This window comes from Lysobacter enzymogenes, from assembly GCF_017168095.1.
In the GTDB taxonomy this organism is placed as follows: Bacteria; Pseudomonadota; Gammaproteobacteria; order Xanthomonadales; family Xanthomonadaceae; genus Lysobacter; species Lysobacter enzymogenes_D.
The window spans coordinates 1-15,734 of record NZ_LXSD01000037.1; the positions used below are offsets into that span (position 1 = coordinate 1).

Annotated in this window: 11 protein-coding genes and 1 pseudogene; 7 read left to right on the forward strand and 5 right to left on the reverse strand. The window is 71.3% G+C overall.

Annotated elements, in window-relative coordinates; genetic code table 11:
• Window positions 1-75: 75 nt before the first annotated feature.
• Window positions 76-1,428, forward strand: a complete 1,353-nt coding sequence (locus A7A76_RS01095; RefSeq protein ID WP_206409461.1) for a TIGR03862 family flavoprotein — start codon at window positions 76-78, stop codon at window positions 1,426-1,428.
• A 321-nt stretch (window positions 1,429-1,749) separates the two neighbouring features.
• Here A7A76_RS01095 and A7A76_RS01100 read toward each other — a convergent pair whose 3' ends face one another.
• Both A7A76_RS01100 and A7A76_RS01105 read right to left on the reverse strand, forming a co-directional pair.
• Complete coding sequence (locus A7A76_RS01100) at window positions 1,750-2,382, reverse strand: hypothetical protein (protein ID WP_206409462.1); 633 nt, start codon at window positions 2,380-2,382, stop codon at window positions 1,750-1,752.
• Between the two features lie 163 nt (window positions 2,383-2,545).
• Window positions 2,546-3,286, reverse strand: coding sequence for a sulfurtransferase (locus A7A76_RS01105; RefSeq protein WP_206409463.1), 741 nt, complete (start codon window positions 3,284-3,286; stop codon window positions 2,546-2,548).
• A 210-nt stretch (window positions 3,287-3,496) separates the two neighbouring features.
• Here A7A76_RS01105 and A7A76_RS01110 point away from each other — a divergent pair, with 210 nt between their 5' ends.
• Window positions 3,497-3,808, forward strand: a complete 312-nt coding sequence (locus tag A7A76_RS01110) for an HPF/RaiA family ribosome-associated protein (protein ID WP_206409464.1) — start codon at window positions 3,497-3,499, stop codon at window positions 3,806-3,808.
• Between the two features lie 434 nt (window positions 3,809-4,242).
• On the opposite strand, the gene A7A76_RS01115 is transcribed toward A7A76_RS01110, so the two are convergent.
• Entirely contained in the window at window positions 4,243-4,914 is a 672-nt protein-coding gene (locus A7A76_RS01115) for an HD domain-containing protein (protein WP_241200654.1), read from the reverse strand.
• Between the two features lie 153 nt (window positions 4,915-5,067).
• Here A7A76_RS01115 and A7A76_RS26165 point away from each other — a divergent pair.
• Window positions 5,068-5,151 (forward strand): annotated as a pseudogene (locus A7A76_RS26165) (DUF6053 domain-containing protein); the annotation flags it as partial.
• A gap of 201 nt (window positions 5,152-5,352) precedes the next feature.
• Here the strand turns inward: A7A76_RS26165 and A7A76_RS01120 are convergent.
• The gene (locus A7A76_RS01120; protein WP_206409465.1) at window positions 5,353-11,976 is read right to left on the reverse strand and encodes a putative Ig domain-containing protein; all 6,624 of its coding nucleotides are present in this window, start codon (window positions 11,974-11,976) and stop codon (window positions 5,353-5,355) included.
• 442 nt (window positions 11,977-12,418) lie between these two features.
• Between A7A76_RS01120 and A7A76_RS01125 the strand changes: the two genes are divergently transcribed.
• The 4 genes from A7A76_RS01125 (at window position 12,419) to A7A76_RS01140 (ending at window position 14,692) form a co-directional block, all read left to right on the forward strand.
• On the forward strand, window positions 12,419-12,931 hold the full coding sequence (locus A7A76_RS01125; protein ID WP_206409466.1) for a phage tail protein: 513 nt from the start codon (window positions 12,419-12,421) through the stop codon (window positions 12,929-12,931).
• 70 nt (window positions 12,932-13,001) lie between these two features.
• Window positions 13,002-13,532, forward strand: coding sequence for a phage tail protein (locus A7A76_RS01130; protein ID WP_206409467.1), 531 nt, complete (start codon window positions 13,002-13,004; stop codon window positions 13,530-13,532).
• Window positions 13,533-13,598: 66 nt separating this feature from the next.
• Entirely contained in the window at window positions 13,599-14,126 is a 528-nt protein-coding gene (locus A7A76_RS01135) for a phage tail protein (protein WP_206409468.1), read from the forward strand.
• Window positions 14,127-14,128: 2 nt separating this feature from the next.
• A complete protein-coding gene (locus tag A7A76_RS01140; RefSeq protein WP_241200656.1) occupies window positions 14,129-14,692 on the forward strand; it encodes a GNAT family N-acetyltransferase in 564 nt (187 codons plus the stop codon).
• 162 nt (window positions 14,693-14,854) lie between these two features.
• Here A7A76_RS01140 and A7A76_RS01145 read toward each other — a convergent pair whose 3' ends face one another.
• Window positions 14,855-15,148: a DUF6916 family protein gene (locus tag A7A76_RS01145; RefSeq protein ID WP_074867000.1), complete on the reverse strand. Its 294-nt coding sequence runs from the start codon at window positions 15,146-15,148 to the stop codon at window positions 14,855-14,857.
• Window positions 15,149-15,734: the final 586 nt, after the last annotated feature.

The window sequence follows — 15,734 nt, forward strand, 5'->3', positions numbered from 1 at the left end:
CGCACCCGGCCGCGACGGCGCAGCGGGCATAATGCGCGCCCGCTCGCCCGTCCGGCGCCGCCCGTCTTTCGCCCCATGTCCGCGCCCCAGTCCGCCCCGTCCCTGCCCGCAACCCTTCCCGCCCTGGCCATCGTCGGCGGCGGCCCCGCCGGGCTGATGGCCGCGCAGGCCGCGCGCGCGCTCGGCGTGGAGGTCGACCTGTTCGAAGCCAAGGGCTCGGTCGGGCGCAAGTTCCTGATCGCCGGCAAGGGCGGGCTCAACCTCACCCACGGCGAAGCGCGGCCGGCGTTCGATGCGCGTTACGGCGAACGCGCCGCGCGGATCGCGCGCTGGCTCGACCGCTTCGACGCCGACGCGCTGCGCGAGTGGGCGCGCGGTTTCGGCGTGGAGACCTATGTCGGCAGCTCCGGCCGGGTGTTTCCGCTGGACCGCAAGGCCGCGCCGCTGCTGCGCGGCTGGGTGCGGCGGCTGCGCGAGGACGGCGTGCGTTTCCACGTCCAGCACCGCTGCATCGGGATCGACGCCGACGGCGCGCTGCGCTTCGCCACGCCCGACGGCGAGGTCCGCACCCGCGCGCGCGCCTGCGTGTTCGCGCTCGGCGGCGGCAGCTGGCCGGAGCTGGGCTCCGACGGCGCCTGGGTCGAGTGGCTGCGCGAACGCGGCCTCGACATCGCCGCGCTGCAACCGTCCAACTGCGGTTTCGACATCGGCTGGAGCGAGCACTTCGCCCAGCGCCACGCCGGCGCGCCGCTCAAGCCGGTGGTCGCGCATTGGCGCGAGGGCGATGTCGAGCGCTCGCTGCAGGGCGAATGCGTGGCCACCGCGACCGGCATCGAAGGCAGCCTGATCTATGCGCTGTCGGCGCGGCTGCGCGAGGCCATCGCCGCCGACGGTTCGACGTTGCTGCACCTGGATCTCGCACCGGGCCGCGAGCTCGCACGCCTGCAGCGCGACTTCGCCCGCTCGCGCGGCGGCCGCAGCATCGGCGAGCACCTGCGCCGGCAGACCGGGCTGGACGCGGTCAAGGCCGCGCTGGTGTTCGAAGCATTGGGCAAGGACGGGTTGAACGACGCCGCCACGGTGGCGCAAACGATCAAGCGCCTGCCGCTGCGGCTGCTGCGCGCGCGGCCGATCGCCGAGGCGATCAGCAGCGCCGGCGGCGTGCGGCTGGAAGCGCTGGACGATTCGCTGCGCGCCAAGGCGCTGGACGCTTCGCCGCACGCCGAGGCACTGGTCGCTCCGCTGCGCGCCAAGGCGCTGGACGCTTCGCCGCACGCCGGCGCGCCGACGCCGCCGCTGTTCTTCGCCGGGGAAATGCTGGACTGGGAAGCGCCGACCGGCGGCTATCTGCTGACCGCGTGCTTCGCCAGCGGCTTGATCGCGGGCGAGGCGGCGGCGCGAGCGGTCTTGGACAGCGCGGCGGAGTGAAGCGCCGAAGCGCGCTCTTCAGCGCGCTTGCCTTCGGTCTCCAGCGCGCTTGCCTTCATCCCTTTCATCGGCCTCCCCCCCGTCATTCCGGCGAAAGCCGGAATCCATTTTGCTGTTGCTTCCGCCGCCGGTCGAACCAAGGCAAAGCCAAGATCAAAATGGATTCCGGCGTTCGCCGGAATGACGAACGTGCAAGTTCCAATGACGAACGTGCAATTTCCAATGACGAAGATGCGAGTTCCAATGACGAACGTGCAAGTTTCGCCGCAACAACAGCGCTGACGCCGACGCCGCCACTCAGCGCGCGAAGCGCCGCAGCGCTTACGAAGTCGCCTTCTCCGGCAACGCCTTGCCCATGTAGAACATCGACGCGCACAGGCCCACGCCTTGCGCGCTCGCGGCCGGCAGGTCGCTGCCCTGCAGGGCGATCAGCTTGATCACATCGCCGCTGCCTTCGCTGATCTTGGCCAGGGCGATGAAGCCGGTCGGCTGGGCGCCGCAGAAGGCGTTGGCCGGGGCTTCCTTGGGCGGAGTCTGCTCGATCACCCGGCGCAGTTCGATCGCCTGGCTGGCCTCGACCTGCATGGTCGCGCCATAGGTCTGGCCGGCGCTGTACTGGTCGCCGCCGCGCACGATCGCGACCCGCTCGGTCTTGTACAGCGAACCGTTCTCGCCCTTCATCTCCAGGTCGTCGATGGTGAGCTTGCCGGTGGTCGCCTGAGCCACCGGATTGCCGGGCTCGAAGGTGCCCAGCGCGACCGGCGTCAGCACCGGCGGCGAGGCGCGCGAGACCGGCTCGGCGTCCGGGTCGGGCACGGCCTTGGGCGGCGCCGGCGCGGCGGCGGTGGTTTCCTGCGGGGCGGCGGTGTTGACCGGCGCGCTCTGGCTGCACGCGGCCATCGCCAGGGCGGCGCTCGCGAGCAGGCACACAGCGGGGAACAGGCGTCGGTTCATCGGAAATCCTCGTAACGAATAAGGCCGGCGGCGGCTGCGCCGCGGCGGCGTCCATGGCGATGGCGGGGGACGGCGCGGGGCCGGTCCATCGCGAACGCGCAGCCTAACCGCAGGCCGCGTTTGCCCGGGTTAACGATTTGTAATGAATGGCAAAAAAAGCCAATCAGGCGGCAGCGTCGCGCAAAGGCCGCAGCTGCGGGTCGAGCGCGACGCGCTCGTCGAACACGAAGCAGCCGCCGTCGTAATGGCGCGCGCCGACCTGTTCGAAGTAGCCCAGGATCCCGCCGTCGAGCTGGAACAGGTTGTCCATGCCGTCCGCGCGCAGCCAAAGCGCGGCCTTTTCGCAGCGGATGCCGCCGGTGCAGAAGCTCACCACGGTGGCCTCGCGCAGCGCCTCGCGGTGCGGCGCCAGCGCTTCGGGCAGCTCGGTGAAGTTGTCGATCGGCAGGGTCAGCGCGTTCTCGAAACTGCCGTAGCCGACCTCTTCGCGGTTGCGCGTGTCCAGCAGCACCACGCGCTTACCGGCGTCGTCGTGGCCCTGGTCGAGCCAGCGCGCCAATGTGTCGGGCGTCACACTGGGTGCGCGGCCGTGCAGCGGCGAGCCGCCGTCGCGGCGGAACGCGATGATCTCGCGCTTGAGCTTGACCTTGAGCCGGGCGAAGGGCTGAACGCGGCTGCGGCTGTACTTGGCGGTCAGCCCGGCCAGGCGCGGGTCGGCGCGCAGTTCCCCGAGCAAGGCGTCGATAGCCTCGGCGGCGCCGGCCAGGAACAGGTTGACGCCTTCCGGCGCGACCAGCGCGGTGCCGCGCAGTTGCAGGGCTTGCGCGCGCTCGCGCAGGCGCGCGGCCAGTGCGGGCGGGTCGTCGATGACGGCGAAATGGTAAGCGGCGATGTTGACGACCATGCCGCCATTGTACCGCCCCGCCGCGCGAGCGATCCCACACCCTGACACGCCCGGGCTGGGCCGAAGCTGAACGCAACGAGAACCTTCCGCGCAGGCGCCGGTCGGAACTGATGCGTGGCCGACAAGCCGACCGAACAGCGGCGGACCGCGCAGACGCCGGGCAGGGGCCCGCGCGTCGACCCGACATCTGCGCCACAAGGAGGCGTTTGCATGAAGATCCAGCTCAACACCGACCACCATGTCCGCGGCGACGAATCGCTGGGCCAGCACGTGGAAGGCGTGATCGACCAGAACCTGGGACGTTTCAGCAGCCACATCACCCGCGTCGAAGTGCACCTGCGCGACGTCAACGGCGAGAAGGCCGGCGGCCACGACAAGCACTGCACGATCGAGGCGCGGGTGGAAGGCCGCCCGCCGCTGGCGGCGACCGAGGACGCGGCGACCATGCGCGCGGCCATCAGCGGCGCGGCGCGCAAGCTGCAACGGGTGCTGGACAGTTCGCTGGGACGATTGTCGGCTTGAGCCAGACGGCGGCGGCGCTGCGGCGCCGTCGCCTGCGAATCCACCACGCCGCGGCGTGACGCACCAGGCGCCGCGGCGCTTCCCTCCCCCACCGCGGCGGCGTAGCCGCCCTCAGTTCCCGTCACAGCGGCGCAAGCGCCACGCTCGACCACCGCGACGGCGCGGCTTGCCGTCTTGTTTCCACCGCAATGGCGATCCGGAGGCGCCTGTTCCCATCGCGACTGATCCAGCGGTACCGCGGCGCGCACGCGCCGCAGATTCGACGACAGCGGCGGCCCAGGCCGCCGTTCCCTCCACTGCCACGGCGGCCGCGCACAGCGGCCGCCGTTTTTTGCGGGGGGCTTCAGCCGCGATGCTTTCCGCTCCGGTCGCGACGAGAATTCCGGCCATCCGAGCCGAGAGGTTCGGGGCCGAAACCCCTCCTGCAACAGCGCTCAGCGCTTGGTGGTCACCGCGCGCCGCAGGTTGTTGCGCGCCGCGGCGTCGTAGCGCTGGTGGAAGAAATCGCTGAGGAAGATCCGCTCGCGCTTGAGCAGGGCCTTGAGGAAGCGCCGGCGGTTGAGCCGGAACAAGGGCCCGGGCACGTGGCCGCGGTATTCGGAGGCGATACCGCGGTCGTAGGCGTCGAACACCGCCGGCTCGGCGCCGAGGATGGCCATGTCGCCGTCCAGGAACAGCCGCGCCTGCTCGCCGACGTCGTCGCGGGCGATGGCGCCGTGGCGCGCGGTCAACTCGATCAGTTCGGCGACGTAGTCTGCGTCGATGCCGGCGTCCGCCAGCCAGCGCGCGATGTGCTCGCGCGCGAGCTCGGCCGAGCGCGCTTCGTTGTCGCGGCGCCCGGCCTGGTAGATCGCGTCGTGGTACAGCACCGCCAGCGCGACCTCGCGCGGCCGCTCCCAGCCCGGCCCGGCGGCGACGTCGGCGTAATGGCGCAGCACTTCGGCGACGTGGCCGATGTTGTGGTAAGCGCGCGGCGGCGCGGCGTAGGCGGCCTGCAGCGCGGCGAGCTGTTCGGCCGGCAACGGCAGCGGCAGCAGTTCGAGCGAGGCCTCGCCGAGGCGGTCTTTGGCGGCACTGGCGAAGGCGGGCGTGGCGGAGTCGGACATCGCGGCGGAATCGCTGGGGGACTGCGCCCATCTTGGCACTTCCGCCGCCGCAGCGCGGTGCGAGCGGATCCGCCGCCTGGGCCGGTTCTTGTGGGAGGGGCTTCAGCCGCGATGCCTTCCGGTCCGGCTGCGATGAAGATTTCGCCAATCTGAGCCAAGAGCGTCGGGGCTGAAGCCCCTCCCACAACAGCGAAGGCGACGAACTCACATCGCTCGGCTTTTGTGGGATGGACTTGAGCCCCGAGGCTGTTCTCTCTGGCGGGCGGGGAGTTTCAGGCGATCTGAGAAGAAAGCGTCGGGGCTGAAGCCCCTCCCACAGCGAAGCGCTCCTACAGCGAAGCGCTCCCGCAGCGAAGTGCTCCCAAAGCATTGCCGAACCTCGCGCGAAAAAACGGCGGGCGCCCGAAGGCGCCCGCCGCTGCTCGCATCCCGCTTCGATCAGTACTTCTTCTCGACGTTGATCATGAAGCTGTTGTCGTCGTCGTTGCCGCTGCCGAACAGGCCGCGGTACTCCAGCCGCAGCGCCCAGTCGCGCTCGGTCTGCAGCACCGCGCCGAGGCCGAACACGAAGCGGTTGCGGTCCAGGCCCTGCAGGCGGGCGCGGTAGAACGGGCCGCCGACCATGTCGGCGTAGCTCATGATCGCGTAGCTCGCGTCCTGGAAGTCGTGCTGGTATTCCAGCCGCACCTGCGGCGAGAACGTGCCCCAGCGCACCGGGTAGCGCCAATCCAGGCGCAGGCCCAGGCTGGTGGTGGTGGTGTCGACGTCCTGGTCGCGGTACTTCAGCACGTACTGCGCGTCGCCGGTCTCGGTGTAGCCGTCCAGGGTGGCGCGGGCCACGTCCAGGCGCGCGTACGGGGTGATCCGCACCTGCTCGCGCTGGTACTCCAGGCCGGTGGACACCGAAGCGAACCACTGGTTGCCGTCGCGACGGCCGTTGACCAGGCCGCCGGTGTCGGTGACGTAGCGGCGCGAATCGAACGACAGCCACTGGTAACCGAGCAGGCCGTCCAGGTAGAAGCTCTCGCCCGGATGGTAGCTGGCGTACAGCACCGCGCTGTAGCTCTCGCCCTTGCTGCGGCTGCCGCGGGTGCCCACGTCGGTGTCGTCGCGGCCGTAGCCGATGCCGCCACCGAAGGCGAAGTCGCGGCGCACGCGGTAGTCGGCGCCCAGGCTGATGCCGCTGGTCTTGAAGTCCAGCCCGCCCGAACCGCCGCCGCGGCCGTCGCGGTTGCCGCTTTCGATGGTGCCGCCGGTCCAGATGCCGTACTGCGGGCCGGTGCCTTCCACGCGCGGCTTGCCTTCGACCGCGGCCTGCTCGTCGCCGAGGTCCGGATTGCGGCAATCGCTGCCCGGGGTGCGGCGCGCGCCGTCGCGGCAACGCGGATCGACCGAGAAGCTCAGGCCGTTGTCGAAGCGCGAGCCGCCGGTGCCGCCGTCGTGCAGGCCTTCCATGCGCTTTTGGAAGTTGCCGATCTGGGCGCTGGCGAAGCGGCGCGCGGCCTCGGCCTGGGCGTTGAGGATGCCCAGCACCTCGGCGTCCTTGGACGGATCGCTGCGCGGCGCCACGTCGATCTCCACCGTCGCCGGCGCCGAGGTCGCATAGGCGTTGCTCAGGGTGAAGGTCGCCACGGCCACGCCGGAGTAACCGATCACCGGGGTGTAGCTGAGCTTGTAGCTGCCGTTGGACGCGCTGATCGTGGCCGTGCCCGAGCTGGCCGGGGTCAGCGAAACCAGGGCCGCGCCGGTGAACGGGCCGCCGCGCGCGTCCTGGGTCAGGTCGACCGCGACCGTGGCGCCGGCGATGGTGCGCACGCGCTTGGGCGCGGCCACCGGCACCGGGTTGACGGTGATGGTCGAGGTGATCGGCGCCGACGGGCCGAACGGATTGTTGAGGGTGTAGGTCAGCGCGATCGCGCCGGCGGTGTCGGCCGCGGGCGTGTACAGGATCTGGGTGGTGCCCTGCACCACCGCGGTGCCCGAGCTCGGCGGGGCCAGCAGGGTCACGCCGGTGAACGGCGCGCCGCTGGCGCCGTTGGCGGCGTCGATGACGACCGGCTGGGTCGACAGCGTGGTCGCGTTCTGCGGCTGGCCCACCGGCACCGGCAGCGCGTTGACCGTCACCGTCACCGTGGCCGGCGCGGAGGTGCCGCCCGGGCCGCTCGCGGTGTAGGTGAAGGTGTCGGTGCCGAAGTAGTTGCTGGCCGGCGTGTAGACCACGTTGGTGCCGCTGGCGGTGGCGGTGCCGTGGGTCGGCGCCGAGGCCACCGCGACCGCGGTGATGATGCCGCTGTCGTTGGCGATCACGTTGATGGTGACCGGCTGGTTCGACATCGTGCTGGCGCTGTCGTCGACCGCGACCGGCACCGCGTCGGCGACGGCGATGGTGTACGGCATCGTGGTGTTGTAGCCGGCATCGTCGGTGGAGCGCACCGCGAAGCTGTAGTTGCCGGCCAGGGTCGGCGTGCCGCTGATGCTGCCGGCCGAACTCAGCGCGATGCCGGTCGGCAGCGCGCCGGACGCCAGCGCGTAGGTGTACGGAGCGATGCCGCCGCTGCTGCTCAGGCTCTGGCTGTAGGCGGTGCCGACCACGCCGCCGGGCAGGGTCGCCGGCGAGACGACCACGGTCGCCGGAGCGATGGCGAAGGTGTAGACCTTCGACGCGGTCTGGCCGTTGTTGTCGGTGGCGCGCACGGTCACGCTGAAATTGCCGTCGCTGCGCGGGATGCCCGACACCGCGCCGGCCGAGTTCAGGCTCACGCCGACCGGCAAGGCGCCGGACAGGATCGAGAACGTGTACGGCGCAACGCCGCCGGTGGCGCTGAAGTTGGCGCTGTAGGCGACCGCGGCGGTGCCGTTCGGCAGCGACGGCGGATCGATCGCGATGCTCGGCACGGCGACCACGAGGGTGTAGCTCTGGTCGATGCGGAACGGCGCGCCGGCGCCGGTGCTCGCATCGATCGCGCGCACGGTGACGTTGTAGTTGCCCGGCACCGTCGGCGTACCGCTGAGCACGCCGGCCGAACTCAGGCTCACGCCCACCGGCAGCGAGCCGGCGGCGAGGCTGAAGCTGTACGGCGCGGTGCCGCCGGCTGCGGCGAAGTTGATGCTGCTGGCGACGCCGTAGTTCATCGGCAGGTTGCCCGCGGCCGGGGTCATCGACAGGGTCGGCGCGCCGATGGTCAGCGTGAACAGCTGGCCGACGGTGAACGGCCCGTTGCCGGTGCTGGAATCGCGCGCGCTGGCGGTCAGGCTGAAGGTACCGGCGGCGGTCGGCGTGCCCGAGACGGTCACGCTGTCGTTGCCGGTGGCGGTGACGCTCACGCCCGGCGGCAGGCCGGTGACGCTGTAGTTGCCGTACGGCGCGGTGCCGCCGGACCAGGTGAAGGTCTGGGTGTAGGCGGCGCCGACCTGCCCGGTCAGCGGGCCGGAGGCGGCGATGCTGATGGTCGGATCGGTCACGTTGACCGTCACCACCGCCGGCGTCGAGGTGCCGGCGACGTTGGTCGCGGTGTAGGTGAAGCTGTCCGGGCCGGAGTAGCCCGCGGTGGGCTGGTACGTGATCGAGGTGCCGCTGGCGACGGCGCTGCCGTGCGACGGCGCGGCCGCGACCGCGACCGAGGCCGGGATGCCGCCGGTGATGTTGAGCGTCACTGGAGTGGCGCCGCTGCCGTAGGCGACCGTGACGCTGACCGGGTTGGCCACCGGCTTGATGTCGTCGACCACCAGCGTATAGCTCTGCGGCGCCGAGCTGTACGGGCCGCTGCCGGTGCTGGAGTCGGTCGCCACGACGCTGAAGTTGAACGTGCCCGGCGCATTGGCGGTGCCGCTGAGCGCGCCGCCGGTGCTGAGCAGGATGCCGGCCGGCAGGCTGCCGGACGTCACCAGGTACTGGTACGGCGCGGTGCCGCCGCTGGCCGGAGTGAGGCTGGCGCTATACGCCGAGGCGACCGTGGCGTGCGCCAGCGTGGTCGGCGGCAGCACGATGGTCGAGGCGGCGATGGTCAGCGTGTAAGCGCGCGAGCCGGTGTACGGGCCGCTGCCGGTGCTCGAATCGGTCGCGCTGACGGTGAAGTTGAAGCTGCCGCCCGCGGTCGGCGTGCCGCTGAGGGCGCCGCCGCTGCTCAGGCTCAGCCCGGCCGGCAGGCTGCCGGCGCTGATCGCGAAGCTGTAGCCCGGGGTGCCGCCGCTGGCGGTGATCGTCTGGCTGTAGGCCTGGGCGACGCCGCCGTTGGGCAGCGCGGCCGGCGCCACGGTCACGGTCGCCGCGGCGACGTTGAAGTTGTAGGGGCGGTTGCCGGTCTGGCCGTGCGCGTCGGTGGCGATCACCATGAAATTGAAGGTGCCGCCCGCCGTCGGCGTGCCGCTGAGGGTGCCGTCGCTGGCCATGGTCAGGCCCGGCGGCGCGCTGCCGGCCGGAATCGCGAAGGTGTACGGCGCGATGCCGCCGCTGGCGCTGACGCTGGCGCTGAAGGCGGCGCCGACCTGTGCCGGCGGCAGGGTCGGCGGCGTCACCGCGATGCTCGGCGCGGCGATCTGCAGCACATAGTTCTGGGTGCGCGAGAACGGCGCGCCGGCGCCGGTGGAACTGTCGCGCGCGCGCACCGAGAAGGTGAACAAGCCGGTCACCGTCGGCGTGCCTGACAGCACGCCGGTGGCGGCGTCCAGGCTCAGGCCGGCCGGCAGTGCGCCGGCGCTGATCGTGTAGTCGTACGGCGCGGTGCCGCCGCCGGCGACGTAGGTCTGGCTGTAGGCGGCGCCGTAGGTCGCCGACAGCGTGCCCGCCGGCGGAGTCAGGGTCAGGGTCGGCGCCGACACCGACAGGGTGAAGTTCTGGCCGACGGTGAACGGCCCGTTGCCGGTGCTGGCGTCGGTGGCGCTGGCGGTGAGCGCGAACGAACCGGCCGCGCTCGGCGTGCCGGACACGGTCACGCTGTTGGCGGTCTGGCCGGTGATGCTCAGCCCGGCCGGCAGGCCGGTGACGGCGTAGCCGGTGAACGGCTGGGCGCCGCCGTTCCAGGTGAAGGTCTGGGTGTACGGCGTGCCGATCTGGGCGGTGAACGGCCCCGACGCGGTCACGGTGATGGTCGGGTTGCCGACCGTGATCGACACCGTCGCTGGCGCCGAGGGGCCGGCGCTGTTGGTCGCGGTGTAGGTGAAGCTGTCGGGACCGGCGTAGCCCGGGTTGGGCTGGTAGGTCACCGTCAGGCCCGAAGCGATCGCCGTGCCGTGCGCGGGCGCGGTGCCGATGCCGACCGACGTCGGCACGCCGCCGGTGATGTTCAGCGTGATCGGATTGGCGCCGCTGTTGTAGGCCACCGTCGCCGAGACCGCATTGGCCACCGGCGGGATGTTGACGACCTGCAGCGCGTAGCCGCGCGGTGCCGAGTTGTACGGGCCGCTGCCGGTGCTCGAATCGGTGGCGATGACCGCGAAATTGAACGTGCCCGACGCGGTCGGCGTGCCGCTCAGCGCGCCGGTGGCGGGGTTGAGCGTCACCCCCGCCGGCAAGGCGCCGGCGCTGATCGCATAGGTGTACGGCGCGGTGCCGCCGCTGGCGGGATTGAGCGTGGCGCTGTAGGCCACGCCCTGGGTGGCGTTGGCCAGCGTGGTCGCCGGCAGGTTCACGGTGGGCGGTGCGATCACCAAGGCATAGGCGCGCGAACCGGTGTGCGGCGCGCCGGTGCCGGTGCTGGTGCCGGTCGCGGTGACGGTGAAGTTGAAGGTGCCGCCCGCGGTCGGGGTGCCGGCCAGCACGCCGGTGCTGGCGTTCAAGCCGACGCCGGCCGGCAGCGCGCCGGCGGTGACGGCGAAGGTGTACGGGCCGATGCCGCCGGAGGCGCTGAGGGTCTGGTTGTACGCGGCCGCGACCGCGCCGTTGGGCAAGGTCGCCGGCGCGACCACGATCACCGGCGGCGCCACCACCAGGGTATAGGCGCGGGTGCCGGGGAAGGTGTTGGCGTCGTTCGCGCGCACGGTGAAGTTGAAGGTGCCCGCGGCGGTCGGCGTGCCGGTCAGCGCGCCGGTGCCGGCGTTGAGCGTCAGCCCGGCCGGCAGCGCGCCGGCGGAAATGGCGAAGGTGTACGGCGCGGTGCCGCCGGTGGCGGAGAAGGTCTGGCTGTAGGCGACGCCGACGGTGGCGCCGGCGAGGGTCGCCGGGTTGATCACGATGGTCGGCGGATCGACCACGGTCAGGGTGATGTCCTTGACGCTGAAGTTGTCGGAGCCGTCGGTCGCGGTGCTGCTGTCCTTGGAGCGGACCCGGAAGGTATAGACGCCGTTGGTGGTCGGCGTGCCGGTGACGGCGCCGGAGGCGCTCAGGCTCAAGCCGGGCGGCAACACGCCGAAGCCCGATTCCAGGGTGTAGGTGTAAGGCGCGACGCCGCCGCTGCTGCTCAGCGAATTGGAATAGGCGTAGGTGCGCGCCGCGTTCGGCAGCGTCGCCGGCGAGATCGCCGGCGGCGTGTTCGGCACGGTGAAGGTGTAGCTCTTGGTCGTGGTCAGCGGGGTCGGCGCGGTCGAATCGGTCACGCCGATGTTGACGGTGAAGCTGCCGCGCCGGGTCGGCGTGCCGGTGAAGGCGCCGCCGCTGAAGCTCATGCCGGTCGGCAAGGTGCCGCCGGCGAAGCTGAAGGCATAAGGCGCGACGCCGCCGGTGGCGCTGAGCGCCTGGCTGAAGGGCACTCCGAGCGAGGGCGCGATCGACGCAGGCGAGACCACGATCGGGCTGGTCGAGGGCGTCACGGTGACGTTGACCAGCACCGTGCCGCCGGTTCCGTCGGCGAACACGAACGAGTCGGTCGGCGAGGCGTCGCCGTTGTTGGTATAGGTCACGGTCTGCGCGAACACGTCGATCGCCACGCTGCCGTGCTGGGGCGCCACGTAGCCCGGCGCGCCGACGCCGCCGATGCCGCCGTTGTCGGGGCCGTCGCAGGCGCTGGCATTGATGACCTGCGAGCCGCCGCTGAGCACGGTGATGTTGAAGGTCGGGCAGTAGATCGAGGCCGCCGAAGCCGCCGCGGGCCACACCAGCGCCGCCAGGCACAGCAACAGCGCGGCCACGAAACGGCGCGCCGCCGTCGCCGCCAGGACACGGGCGGACCGTCGTCCCGAGGGCGTTGCGGCCGGGCGGACCGGACCCGGACCGGCGTGGTCTACGCCGGCGTGACGCGCTGACTGCTGTTGCATGGTGTCATCCCCTGATGGCCGGCGGCTTCCGTCCTGGACCCCGCCGGCGGTGACCGGACATCGGTCCGGCCCAGCCTTTGTGCTGTGCGCACCGACCCCCGTCGGCACGCTCGTTCATGACCTGATACGCAAATTGGATGCAGAACCGGCCGCATTCCGTGCGCATTTGCGTTTACAGAGGTCATGGCGCCACAAGCGCCATGCTCCGAGCCGATCGGACCGCCCTTCCCCGCCGTGCGCAAAGGGGGCGGTCGGTGGCTCCGAGCCAGTCGTCCGGCGCGCGCACGGCGCCCGGAACCATCCTCTGGGGGAAGAGATGACCGAAGTATTCCTGGGACAAATCATGCCCGTGGCGTTCAATTACCCGCCGCGCGGCTTCGCCTTCTGCAACGGGCAATTGATGGCGATCGCGCAGAACCAAGCGCTGTTCTCGCTGCTGGGCACCACCTACGGCGGCAACGGCACGACCAATTTCGCCCTGCCCGACCTGCGCAGCCGCACGCCGGTCGGCTTCGGCAACGGCACGCCCGGCTACACCTTGGGGGAGCAAGGTGGCGTGGAGAACGTGACCTTGCTGACGACCCAAATCCCCAACCACAGCCACGCCGTGTCCGGCACCACCGCCGCCGCCACCACCCGCGCGCAGCGCGACGGCCTCTACGCCAAGGACACCACGGCGATCTACGCCAACACCGGCGGCCCGCAAGTAACGATGGGCCCGAGCACGGTCGCGCCGAGCGGCGGCACCCAGCCGCACAGCAACATCCAGCCGTATCTGGTGATCAATTTCTGCATCGCCCTGGCCGGCATCTACCCCTCGCGCAACTGAGATACGGCGCTCGCATCGCGCCGGCTGCGCGCCGGCCGCGTTCCTATCGATACATTTCGGAGTTCATTGCATGAGCACGCCCTATCTCGGAGAGATCCGCATGTTCGGCTTCGGCCGCACGCCCCTGGGCTGGCAGGCCTGCGACGGTACGATCCTGCCGATTTCGCAATACGACGCGCTGTTCAACCTGCTCGGCACCACTTACGGCGGCGACGGCATCAGCACCTTCGCCGTCCCCGACCTGCAAAGCCGCGTGCCGATCCACCAAGGCACCGGCCCGGGCCTGTCGCCGTACGTGCTCGGCCAGCGCGCCGGCGTCGAGTCGGTCACCCTGATCGGCAACCAAATGCCGCAGCACACCCACACGCTGCTGACCACCACCAGCGCCGCCACCGCCAACCAGCCGGCCAACAACACCCTGCTGGGTTCGTTGAGCGGCGACACCATGTACATCAGCGACATCACCGGCCTGTCGCCGATCCCGCTGAACGCCGCCAGCGTCGGCATCGCCGGCGGCAGCCAGCCGCACAACAACCTCATGCCCACCCTGGCGATCCAGTTCTGCATCGCCACCGAGGGCGTGTACCCGTCGCAGGGCTGAGGCGAGCGCGGTTCTTGCGGCCGCCGCCGCACGGCGCGGCCCGACATCGATCAAGAGGAAGTACCCATGACCGAACCATACATCGGCGAAATCCAGATCTTCGGCTTCAACTTCGCGCCGCGCGGGTGGGCCCCGTGCACCGGCTCGCTGATGCCGATCCAACAAAACACCGCGCTGTTCGCGCTGCTGGGCACCACCTACGGCGGCGACGGCAAGACCACGTTCCAGCTGCCCAACCTGGTCAACCGCGCGGCCTGCCGCCAGGGCCAGGGGCCGGGCCTGAGCAATTACACGCTGGGCGAGATCGCCGGCAGCGATAGCGTCACCCTGACCTCGAACGAGATGCCGGCGCACAACCACATCATCCAGACCTACAACCAGAACGATGTCGCCAAGCGCTCGGGCACGCCCAGCGCCAACAACTGCCTCGGCTCGCCGACCAGCTTCGCCTTCGCCGGCGTACCCGCCAACGCGCCGTTCGCGCCGACGATGCTGCAACCCACCGGCGGCGGCCAGCCGCACGAGAACCGCCAGCCCTACCTCGCGATGAATTTCTGCATCGCGCTGCAGGGCGTGTTCCCGGCGTTCCCGTGACCATGCACGCCGCGCTTTCCACCGCGCCGTCGCTGGCGTTCCCGCCGCCGCGCGACGGCCATCTGGACCTTCCCGCGCCCCTGGAGGGGCGCGGGATCGGCCTGCGCCCGGCCACCGACGCCGACATCGGCTGGCTGCGCGCGCTGTTCCGGCAGTTGCGCGCGCACGAGTTCGCGCCGATGGGCTGGCCGCCGCAGGCGCTGGCGGCGTTCCTCGACCAGCAGTTCGCGATGCAGCACCTGCACTACACCCGCCATTACGAACGCGGCGAATTCCTGGTGGTCGAGCGCGACGGCGCGCCGGTCGGCCGCCTGTATCTGCAACGCAGCGCGCCGGAGCATCTGTTGATCGACATCACCCTGGCCCCAGGCGCGCGCGGCATCGGCCTGGGCAGCGCGCTGATCCGCTGGGCCCAGGACGAAGCGCACGCGCGCGGGCGCGGCATGCGCCTGCATGTGGAGCACGGCAATCACGGCGCGCGCCGCCTGTACGAACGGCTCGGCTTCGCCGTGGCCGATACCCTGCCGACGCATTCGTTGATGCGCTGGGAAGCGGATATGCGTTGAGCGACGGCGCGGATCGCCCTCGCCGGTCGGTCAGCCCCTGTAGGAGCGGCGCGAGCCGCGACCGCGACAACGCAACGATTGCGCGAGTGTCGGCGTAGTCGCGTTGCCGCGGTCGCGGCTCGCGCCGCTCCTACAAGGGCTGCCGCTACGCCGCGCGCGGACTCAGTTGAACACGGCCTGGTAGAGAAACCCCTCGCGCTCGCGCGCGACCGGGACCAGGAAGATGCCGACCTCGCCGATCGAGCCGTGGCGCATCATGTACATCTGCTGCGGGAACAGGAACGCCGAGCCGTTGCGGAACAGCAGCGAAAACGGCACCCGCGCCGCCATCGGCTGCGGCTGGGTGCTCAGCGCACGCGCCTCGACCAGCACGAACGGCACTTCGCCGTCGTTGATCTGCGCGGCGTAGGTTTCGTTCACGTACGGAGCGAAGTGGTCGAGCGTCAACAGATCCATCGATGCGGGCCTCCCCAAAGCCGAGGCCGCATCGTCCCTGCGACGGCGCGCGGATGCAAGCCCCGGCCGCGGCGGAACGCGTCCGGCCGACCGGCGGCGGCGCGCGCTGGGCCGCCCGATGCGTGAGCGGCGTTGCAGCGATGCGCTGCGACGCGACGCCGGCGGATGGATCGGGCTCCAGCCCGCGCATCGCAAGCGCAACGACGGCGCTCGGCGCGAGGGCTGCGAGCCCGAATCGCAGGCACGCGGCCCGGCATCCCATCGTCCGGCCCCGACCGCCGCGCCGCGCCCAGAGCGGCGCGACGGCCGGAGCCGCCGATGTCGCGGGCGTCCCTGCCCGCTCGGCTTCCATCACTGACGAGGATGAAAGACGTCCTGTTCCTGATGTCGCATCGCGGCGCGGCGCGGGCACCGCGCGAGCTCGGGGATAGTTCGGCCCGTACCGGCCGCGACGGCGCAGATCGATACGTCTGCGCACGCCGCGGCCGGCCGATGCCAGGGGGCTGCCGCCGTCGCCGCGCCCGGCGACGACTGCGCGCGCGCCCGGCCGGGCCGTCACCACGACGAGACGGCCGGCGGAGCCTCC